The sequence below is a fragment of the Sphingomonas bacterium genome (assembly GCF_903644135.1).
Taxonomy (GTDB): domain Bacteria; phylum Pseudomonadota; class Alphaproteobacteria; order Sphingomonadales; family Sphingomonadaceae; genus Sphingomonas.
Window position 1 is genome coordinate 1 of record NZ_CAHJXA010000125.1, and the last position, 7,605, is coordinate 7,605.

General features: G+C 68.6%; 9 protein-coding genes and 1 pseudogene. 7 read left to right on the forward strand and 3 right to left on the reverse strand.

The window, feature by feature from the left end:
• From fahA to HUU96_RS08190, 3 genes are all read left to right on the forward strand, one after another.
• A partial coding sequence (gene fahA, locus HUU96_RS08180) for a fumarylacetoacetase (RefSeq protein ID WP_174292340.1) occupies window positions 1-942 on the forward strand: 942 nt, incomplete at its 5' end.
• On the forward strand, window positions 942-1,577 hold the full coding sequence (maiA, locus tag HUU96_RS08185; RefSeq protein WP_174292346.1) for a maleylacetoacetate isomerase: 636 nt from the start codon (window positions 942-944) through the stop codon (window positions 1,575-1,577). The genes fahA and maiA, both read left to right, overlap by 1 nt.
• A complete protein-coding gene (locus HUU96_RS08190) occupies window positions 1,574-1,936 on the forward strand; it encodes a Rieske (2Fe-2S) protein (protein WP_174292341.1) in 363 nt (120 codons plus the stop codon). The genes maiA and HUU96_RS08190 overlap by 4 nt, the downstream gene beginning before the upstream one ends.
• A gap of 240 nt (window positions 1,937-2,176) precedes the next feature.
• Here the strand turns inward: HUU96_RS08190 and HUU96_RS08195 are convergent, their stop codons facing one another.
• Window positions 2,177-2,314 (reverse strand): hypothetical protein, encoded by a 138-nt coding sequence (locus HUU96_RS08195; RefSeq protein ID WP_254605125.1) that lies wholly within the window; start codon window positions 2,312-2,314, stop codon window positions 2,177-2,179.
• 28 nt (window positions 2,315-2,342) lie between these two features.
• Window positions 2,343-2,498, reverse strand: coding sequence for a hypothetical protein (locus HUU96_RS08200; protein WP_174292342.1), 156 nt, complete (start codon window positions 2,496-2,498; stop codon window positions 2,343-2,345).
• 367 nt (window positions 2,499-2,865) lie between these two features.
• Here HUU96_RS08200 and HUU96_RS15320 point away from each other — a divergent pair.
• The 4 genes and pseudogenes from HUU96_RS15320 to HUU96_RS08215 form a co-directional block, all read left to right on the forward strand.
• A pseudogene (locus HUU96_RS15320) lies at window positions 2,866-3,348 on the forward strand (alpha/beta fold hydrolase); the annotation flags it as partial.
• Window positions 3,230-4,867: an L-dopachrome tautomerase-related protein gene (locus tag HUU96_RS08205; protein WP_254605126.1), complete on the forward strand. Its 1,638-nt coding sequence runs from the start codon at window positions 3,230-3,232 to the stop codon at window positions 4,865-4,867. The pseudogene HUU96_RS15320 and the gene HUU96_RS08205, both read left to right, overlap by 119 nt.
• 23 nt (window positions 4,868-4,890) lie before the next feature.
• Window positions 4,891-5,973 carry a catalase family protein gene (locus HUU96_RS08210; protein WP_174292343.1) on the forward strand — a complete coding sequence of 361 codons (1,083 nt, stop codon included), beginning with the start codon at window positions 4,891-4,893 and terminating at the stop codon, window positions 5,971-5,973.
• A 64-nt stretch (window positions 5,974-6,037) separates the two neighbouring features.
• Window positions 6,038-6,667, forward strand: a complete 630-nt coding sequence (locus tag HUU96_RS08215; RefSeq protein ID WP_174292344.1) for a LysE/ArgO family amino acid transporter — start codon at window positions 6,038-6,040, stop codon at window positions 6,665-6,667.
• A 5-nt stretch (window positions 6,668-6,672) separates the two neighbouring features.
• Here HUU96_RS08215 and HUU96_RS08220 read toward each other — a convergent pair.
• Window positions 6,673-7,605 (reverse strand): ATP-binding protein (locus HUU96_RS08220; RefSeq protein WP_174292345.1); only part of this gene is annotated, 933 nt, incomplete at its 5' end.

The following is a 7,605-nucleotide window of genomic DNA, read 5'->3' on the forward strand; positions in this document are numbered from 1 at the left end:
CTCGGCCTGCCCGCCGCGATCGGCGATTACACCGACTTCTACGTCGGCATCCATCATGCCGAGAATGTCGGGCGTCAGTTCCGGCCGGACGCGCCGCTGCTGCCCAACTACAAGTGGATCCCGATCGGCTATCACGGCCGCGCCTCCTCGATCCGGCCGTCGGGCGTGCCGGTGGTGCGGCCGCGCGGCCAGCGCAAGGCCCCGGACGCCGACGCGCCGGTGTTCGGCCCCTCGGCACGGCTCGACTATGAGCTGGAGCTGGGCATCTGGGTCGGCGCTGGCAACCCGCTCGGCACCCCGATCCCGATCGCCGAGGCGGGCGAGCATGTCGCCGGCTTCTGCCTGCTCAACGACTGGTCGGCGCGCGACATCCAGGCGTGGGAGTATCAGCCGCTCGGGCCGTTCCTCGCCAAGAACTTCCACTCCAGCGTCTCGCCCTGGGTAGTGACCGCGGAGGCGCTGGCCCCGTTCCGTACCGCGCAGCCGGCGCGGCCCGATGGCGATCCGCAGCCGCTGCCCTATCTGCTCGACGCCGACGACCAGGCGCACGGCGCACTCGCGCTCACGCTGGAGGTGACGCTGACCACGACCCGGATGCGGGCGGAGGGAGCAGCGCCGCATCGCCTCAGCCGCGGGCCGGCGACCAACATGTATTGGACGGTGGCGCAGATCGTGACGCACCATGCGTCGGGCGGCTGCAATCTCCAGCCGGGCGACCTGATCGGCACCGGTACCATCTCGGCGGCGAGCGACGACGGCTTTGGCAGCCTGCTGGAGATCAGCCGCGGCGGCAGCCGGCCGGTTACGCTCGCCGGCGGCGAGACACGCGGCTTCCTGGAAGATGGCGACGAGGTGGTGATGACCGCGCGGGCTGAGGCACCGGGCTACGTCCCGATCGGGTTCGGCGAGTGCCGCGCGCGGGTCCTGCCGTCGCCACGCTGATGCGGCTCCACGGCTATTGGCGCTCGGGCACCTCCTACCGCGTGCGGATCGCGCTCGCGCTCAAGGGGCTCGCCTACGAGCAGGTGAGCTATGACCTGCGTCGCGGCGAGCAGCGCGGGGCGGATTACGCCGCGCTCAACCCTCAGCCGCTGGTGCCGGCGCTCGAGCTGGACGACGGCACCGTGCTGACCCAGAGCCCGGCGATCCTCGAATGGCTGGAGGAGGCGCATCCCGCCCCGCCGCTGCTGCCGGCCGCCGCCGGAGATCGCGCGATCGTGCGGGCGATGGCGGCGCTGATCGGCTGTGACGTCCACCCGCTGAACAACCTGCGCGTGCTGCAGGCGCTGCGCCACGATCTTGGTGCCGACAAGGCGCAGATAGAGGCCTGGACCGCGCGCTGGATCGGGGACGGGTTCGCCGCGCTGGAGCCGCTGGTCGCGCGCCATGGCCGCGGCGCGGCGTTCGGCACCACGCCGACGCTGGCCGACTGCTACCTGGTGCCGCAGGTCTATTCCGCCGAGCGGTTCGGCGTGCCGCTCGACCCCTATCCGCGGCTGGTCGAAGCCGCCGCGGCGGTGCGCGCCCGCGCCGATGTCGCCGCCGCCCATCCGGACCGCCAGCCCGACGCCGCATGAGCGGCGACGCGCGCCTGTTCGCCACACCCGCCGGCGTCACCCTCGGGTCGCTCGACGCGGTGCCCGACGGCGGCACCCGCAACTACGTGCTCCAGCTGCGCGCCGGACGCTTCCACGGGTTCGTCATCCGCCGCGGCGACCGCGTGTATGGTTATGTCGACCGCTGCCCCCATGCCGGCCTCCCGCTCGCGCAGAAGCTCGACCGCTACCTGACGGCGGACGGCCGCTACATCGCGTGCAGCTGGCATGGCGCGTTGTTCGATCCGAGCAGCGGCCTTTGCGTCGGCGGTCCGGGTGCGGGCCAGCGGCTGACCGAATGGCCGGTGGAGGTCAACGAGCGGGTGATCGTCACAAGGTGAAGGGACTTGGAGGCGATGGATGATCGCGGGTGCTGATGGAGCCTTGGATGGCCTGCAACAACCGTCGACGGAGTTGCATCGATAGGATTGATGCCTGAACATCGGTCCTCGTTTGCATCTCGGCAGAGCAGCCGCCGCGCTAGCAGGCACGCACCTTCAACAGCTTGGTGCCTCGATCGTTGGTCATGATGGGCCCGTGAGAGGTTAAGCGATCCAACAGCGGCTTGGCAGCGCCGCGTCTCAGGCGGCGGTCCGTTCGATCTCGGGTCCGAGCGTGGCGACGAACTGGTCCATGGTCGGCTCGCCGATGTCGACCGCCTTGGCGTTGCCGCCGGCGACGACCGTCACGTCAGTGATGCCGATCACCTTGAGGATCATCGCGCCGACCGTGACCTTATCGTCTTCATCACGAAAAAAGGGTGACGAACCGGCTGCGTTTCATCTGGCAATTGCCTTCGATCATCTGCCAGTCGATCGGATTGATGGAGGCCGCCCTGATCTCGATCTGGACCCGCGTCGGCGACGGCGGGAGGATCGGGTAATCCGTTCGAAATTCCAGCACCTCGCTCGACGGTCCGTACCGCGATTGAGTGACCGCCTGTGCTTCCGCCCCGCGTCGGATGCGGCCCGCCGGTGAACCACCACGTGTAGACGTTCACGGATTAATTGGTGGCTTGCTAAGTTTGGTCATTCGTTCATCTCGGTTTCGCGCCACCCGCCTCCCCAACCCTGCCCTGCCGCAGATCGTATCATTGCAGAAGTCTTGGCGAAGATGCGCACATAGAACGGCTTGGCGCGGGCAATGCTGCGTGTATCGCACAGCAGAACGTCGTCGGGCGGCACATCGCGATGCCGATGAGGATATGACGTTGCGGCGGCGCTCAACTCACATCAATCAAGGCGCGGATCGTTCGCTTAAGTGAGGTGTCATGCCGATTTGGTCCACGGATTCGCTGGATATTGACTACAAGGACACTGGCCCGCGCGACGGGCCGGTCGTCCTCCTGATCCACGGTTGGCCCGACGACGCCTCGACCTGGGACGCGGTGGTGCCGCTGCTGACCGAGGCCGGGCTGCGGACGATCGTGCCGGCCTTGCGCGGGTTCGGGGCGTCGCGGCTCCATGACGGTGTCGCGCGCACCGGCAACAGCGCGATCCTCGCGATCGACATGGTCGCGCTGCTGGACGGGCTCGGCGTCGAACGGTTCATGGTCGCGGGACACGATTGGGGTGCGAACACCGCCGAGGCGATGGCGGTGGGCTGGCCCGACCGGGCCGCCCCGCCTCGGCGGGATGCCGACCCCGCCGTTCGAGCAGGCGCAGCGACAATGGTATCATTGGTTCATGGCGACGGCGCGCGGCGCGGAGGCGATCCGTGCCGACCGGCGCGGCTTCGCGCATCGGCACTGGGTAAACTGGTCGCCGCCTGGCTGGTTCGACGAGGCGACGTTCGCCCGGGTCGCCGAAGCCTGGGACAATCCCGACTGGGTCGACGTCACGCTGCACAGCTATCAGGCGCGCTGGGATGAGGCCGAACCCGATCCCGCCAGCCGCTGGCTGGAGGACAAGGTCAAGGCGACCAAGGCGCTGTCGCTGCCGACGATCTATATTCAAGGTGCCATCGACGGCGTGAACCCGCCGTCTGCTGCCAAGACCGTGCCGTCCAGGTTCACCGGACCCTTCGCGTTCGTGACGCTGGCGGGCGTCGGCCATTTCGCGCAGCGCGAGGACTCCGACGCCGTCGCCAGGCATTTGGTCCATCTCTTCACCGGCGATCCCGCCACCCTGACCGATGTCGTCGACCGGAGCCTGACCATGACCAAAGCCAAGCCCTTCATAGCCGGCCTAGCGGCGATCGGCGCGCTTGCTGCCGTTACCGTCGGCGCGCGCGCGATCGCGCAGACGCGCTCGCCGCTGACGCAGGTCGCGCAGTTCGATCATCAGGCGACCGGCGTCGCGGTCGTCGAGGACGGTCGCCGCTTCGTTAATTTCCCGCGCTGGACCGACGACGCACCGGTCTCGGTCGCCGAGGTGCTGCCGAACGGGGCGCTCAAGCCCTATCCCGACGCCAAGTGGAACAGCTGGCGCAACGCCCGCGCCAACGAGCTGCCGGTCGGCGACTACTTTATCTGCGTGCAGTCGATCGTGCCCGACGGCCATGGCAACCTCTGGGTGCTCGACCCCGGCGCGCCGGGGAACGAGAAGATTCTGGAAGGCGCGCCCAAGCTCGTGCGGATCGACCTCAAGAGCAACGCGGTGACCAAGGTCATCCTCGTGCCGGACGACGTGGCGCTGCAAGGCACCTACCTCAACGACATCCGCTTCTCGCCCGACGGCAAGACCGGCTACATCACCGACAGCGGCACGCGCGGCGCGATCATCGTCGTCGACCTTGAGAGCGGCAAGAGCTTCCGTGCGCTCGACGGCCACCCCTCGACGCAGATCGACAAGCGCGTGACGGTGGCGCTCGACGGCAAGCCGCTGGTCCGCCCCGACGGCCGTCAGCCCGCCTTCGCCGCCGACGGCATTGCCATCTCGAACGACGGCAGGACGCTCTACTGGCAGGCGCTGACCGGCGAGACGCTCTATTCGATCGATACCGCCAAGCTGCGCGCAGAAGTGAGTGAGGCGGACCGTGCCAAGGCGGTCAGGACCGTCGCCAAGACGCATGTCGCCGACGGGCTGTGGATGAGCAAGGCAGGCACGCTCTATCTCACCTCGCCGACCGACTATTCGATCAAGCGGCTGAACGGCACCGCGGTCGAGACCGTCCTCACCGACAGGCGTCTGCGCTGGCCGGACACCTTCTCCGAGGGGCCGGACGGCACGATCTACGTCACCGCCAGCCACATTCAGGACACGCAGTGGTTCACCCCCGGCGCGCCGCCGTCGATCCGGACGCAGCTCTTCTCCTTTCAGCCTGCCCGCTGATCCTCGAACACGAGCGACAATCCATGACCCATCTTCGCTACAGCGCCACCACCGAGCAGACCGACGCCGATGAGCAGGCAACGATCGACGGCATCATCAAGGGCATGACCGGCCAGAGCGAGACGGTCGAGAAGCGCGAACACCATGCGGTGCGCGCGAGCCACGCCAAGAGCTCGGCGTGCGTGATCGGCGAGCTGGTCGTGCCCGAGGGGCTGCCGCCCGAATTGGCGCAAGGCCTGTTCGCCAAGCCCGGCACGTACCAGGTTGCCGTTCGCTTCGCGCAAGGGCCGGGCGAGACGCTCGGCGACCGCGTCTCCACACATCGCGGCATGTCGATCAAGGTCTTCGGCGTCGAGGGTGAGAAGCTGCCGGGCCACGATGCCGACACGCAGGATTTCGTGCTGGCGACAGGCACCACCTTTCCGTCCGGCACCGCCAAGGGCTTCCTGCGCGACGGCACGGTGATCGGCGGATCGGCGGGGATGCCCGAGGTCGTGAAGAGCGCGGTGTCGTTGACGATGCGCAACTTCAACCGGCTGCTGCACGCGTTCGGCACCGAGAACGCCAAGGCGGACTTCTTCGGCCATCCGTTCAGCCATCCGATGTCGGAGGGCTATTTCAGTCAGGCGCCGGTCCGCTTCGGCGACCATGTCGCCAAGCTCGGCGCGGTGCCGGTCGCCGCCGAGCAGCTCGCGCTGGCCGACTGGCAGCTCAATCCGCACGAGGACGAGGACGGCTTCCGCCACGCCGCGGTCGCTTACTTCGAGACGCACGACGCGGTCTACGAACTGAAGGCGCAGCTCTGGACGGACGAGGATCGGCAGCCGATCGAGGACGCGTCGGTGGACTGGCCGGTCGAGGTCAGCCCCTATCGCACGATCGCGACCATCCGACTGCCGCGCCAGGCCGCCTATGGTCCGGCGCGGGTGCGCTATTTCGACGAGGTGATGACCTTCACCCCGGCGCACAGCCTTGCGGCGCACCGCCCGCTCGGCTCGGTGATGCGCGCGCGCCTGCAGGTCTATCAGGCGCTCAGCGATTTCCGTCACCGCGAGAACGGCATCGCGCCGGCGAACACCGCGAGCATCGCTGCCATCCCTGCATGATTGCCGGTCGACAGCATGGCGGCGATCTGCCGCGGGATGGCCGGCGTTAGGTCCAGCTAACGCCATGACGAGCATCCTGCCGCCGTTCGCTTCCGGGTTCTTCCTCTCCGCCGCGCTCATCATGGCGATCGGCGCGCAAAACCTGTTCGTGCTGCGGCAAGGGCTGCGGCGAGAGCATGTCGGCGCGGTTGTGCTGTTCTGCGGCGGTGCCGATGCGCTGTTGATCGCGGCCGGGGTGGGCGGTGTCGGCGTATTCCTAGCCGCCATCCCGCGACTGACCACCGCCCTGACGGTGGGCGGTGCCGCCTTCCTCGCCTGGTATGGGGTCAAGGCGCTGCGCCGCATGGCCGCTCCCGCGGCCATGGTCGTCGGCGACAGTCAGGGCACGACGCTCGGCCGGGTGCTGGCGGCGACGGCTGCCTTCACCTTCCTCAACCCGCATGTGTATCTCGACACGGTGCTGCTGATGGGTGCCGCCGGAACGAGCCAGCCGGCCGAACTGCGCCCGATCTTCGTGGCGGGTGCCGCGGTGGCGAGCTTCACCTGGTTCGCCACGATCGGCTTCGGTGCCCGCCTGCTCGAACCGGTCTTCGCCCGGCCGGCGGCATGGCGTGTCCTCGACGCGTTCGTCGGCGTCGTGATGCTGACGCTGGCGGTTTCCTTGCTCCTCCACGTCGCACCAGCGCTAGGGTGAGCTGATCACTTCCTCCCTTTGACCATGGTATGCACGCGGGCGACCAGGTCGGCGATGTTGAACGGCTTGGTCAGCAACTCCATGCCCCGATCGAGATGGCCGGCCCCGACCGCCGCGTTGGCGGCGTAGCCGGTCACGAACAATATCTTGAGGTCGGGTCGCGCCACCCGGCCCGCGTCGGCCACCTGCCGTCCGTTGAGGCCGCCGGGCAGGCCGACGTCGGTGATGAGCAGGTCGATGCGCTCGCTCGACTGCATGACCTTCACGCCGGCGGGACCGGTGGGTGCCTCCAGCACGCGATAGCCCTCGTCGGCCAGCACCTCGCCGACCAGCTGGCGGATCGCGATCTCGTCCTCCACGATCAGCACCGTCTCACCGGGGATGGCGCGCTGCGCGTCGGGGGTGTCGGCGGTACGGTCGGAGACAGCGACATCGCCGATATGGCGTGGGAGGTAGAGGCACATGGTCGTGCCCTGCCCGACCTCGGAATAGATGCGGACCTGCCCGCCCGACTGCCGAACGAAGCCGTAGATCATCGAAAGACCCAGCCCCGTCCCCTCGCCGATCGGCTTGGTGGTGAAGAACGGATCGAACACCCGCTCGATGACCTTGGGTGCCATGCCGCTGCCGGTGTCGCTGACGCACAGCGAGACATACTCGCCCTCCGGCAGGTCGCGCTCCGTCGCGGCGCGGGCGTCGAGCCGCTTGTTGCTGGTCTCGATCGTCAGCCGCCCGCCATCGGGCATCGCGTCGCGCGCGTTGATGCAGAGGTTGAGGAGGGCGTTCTCCAGCTGGGGCGCGTCGACCAGCACCGGCCACAGCCCCGCGGTCGCGACGACGCTGGTCTCGATCGCCGGGCCGAGCGTGCGGTCGATGATCTCCGCCATGCCCGCGATCAGCCGGTCGGCGTCGGTCGGCGTCGGCGCGAGCGTCTGGCG